The sequence below is a fragment of the Azospirillum sp. B506 genome, assembly GCF_000333595.1.
Taxonomy (GTDB): domain Bacteria; phylum Pseudomonadota; class Alphaproteobacteria; order Azospirillales; family Azospirillaceae; genus Azospirillum.
On sequence record NZ_BADK01000387.1, the window covers coordinates 1 to 1,065 of the forward strand.

Genomic DNA, 1,065 nt, shown 5'->3' on the forward strand with positions numbered 1-1,065 from the left:
GATTCACCGCGACGATCTCCTTTTGCGATGACCGCCATGGTCGATCCCGCCGGCCGCCTGCCGATCCGCGCCATCCTGTGGGACATCGACGGCACGCTGATGGACAGCGAACCCTGGCACCAGCAGATCACCGTCGAGGTCTGCCGCGGCTACGGTCATGAGTTGAGCGAGGAGGACTGCCGGTCGATGCACGGCGTGGCCTTCCGCGAGATTTACGCCGCCCTGCACGCCCGCCGCCCCTTCCCCGTCGACCTGCACGCCTGGGCCGACGAGATCAACGCACAGTATGTCGCCCGCGTCGCCCAGGTCCGCCCGCGCGAGGGCGCCTTCGCTCTGGTCGAAGCCTTTGCCGCCCGCGGGCTGGCCCAGGCCTGCGTGTCGAACGGCGGGCGCATGATCGTCGACGCCAACATGCGCGCCATGTCGATCCCGCATTTCCGCTTCAGCATCGCCCGCGAGGACGTCGCCAACGGCAAGCCCCATCCGGAACCCTATCTGCTGGCGGCGAAGATGCTGGGACTGCCGCCGGAAGCCTGCGCGGTGATCGAGGACAGCCCCACCGGCGCCCGCAGCGCCAAGGCTGCCGGCATGCTGACCATCGCCTGGCCCCAGCACCCTGCCGTGGTCTTCGACGCCGTCGACCATCTGGTGGAAGACCCGGGCGTGCTGGATTGGGATGCGCTTTGCGGGTGAGGAGCGCCCGGCGCTCCTTCAATCCAGCGTCCACTTCGCCATCTGCGGGAATGGCTCCAGCCCATTGTCGTTGCCCATGAAAGCGAACAATCCCGAATAGCCGGTGAATCCGGCCTGCGCCAGATTCATCAGCCCATGGTGGGTCCCCTGCTCGATCCAGACCTGCATCGGGTGGGGGCCCTGATACCCGTCGCGCCGATAGGAACCAGGAAAGAACAGGCATCCCTGCGGCAGGCCCAGATGGCGAACCACCGCATAGGACCAGGCTTGCGACATGAACTCGCCATGGCGTGAGGCCATGGTCAGGATCGGGTCGGCTGTGCCGTCGCGTGCGGTCTGCTCGGCCAGAAATGCGTCGGTGTCGGCCTGCAG

1 protein-coding gene and 1 pseudogene are annotated in these 1,065 nt (G+C 67.2%); one reads left to right on the forward strand and one right to left on the reverse strand.

Features of this window, described 5'->3' with window-relative positions; all coding sequences use genetic code 11:
• Positions 1–36 precede the first annotated feature (36 nt).
• A complete protein-coding gene (locus tag I71_RS11855) occupies positions 37–693 on the forward strand; it encodes an HAD family phosphatase (protein WP_042695066.1) in 657 nt (218 codons plus the stop codon).
• A gap of 18 nt (positions 694–711) precedes the next feature.
• On the opposite strand, the pseudogene I71_RS38260 reads toward I71_RS11855, so the two are convergent.
• Positions 712–1,065: pseudogene (locus tag I71_RS38260) on the reverse strand (hypothetical protein); the annotation flags it as partial.

Bases quoted from the DNA above. Each gene is read 5' to 3' on its own strand.
- I71_RS11855 (WP_042695066.1), top strand. From the start codon at position 37: ATGGTCGATCCCGCCGGCCGCCTGCCGATCCGCGCCATCCTGTGGGAC.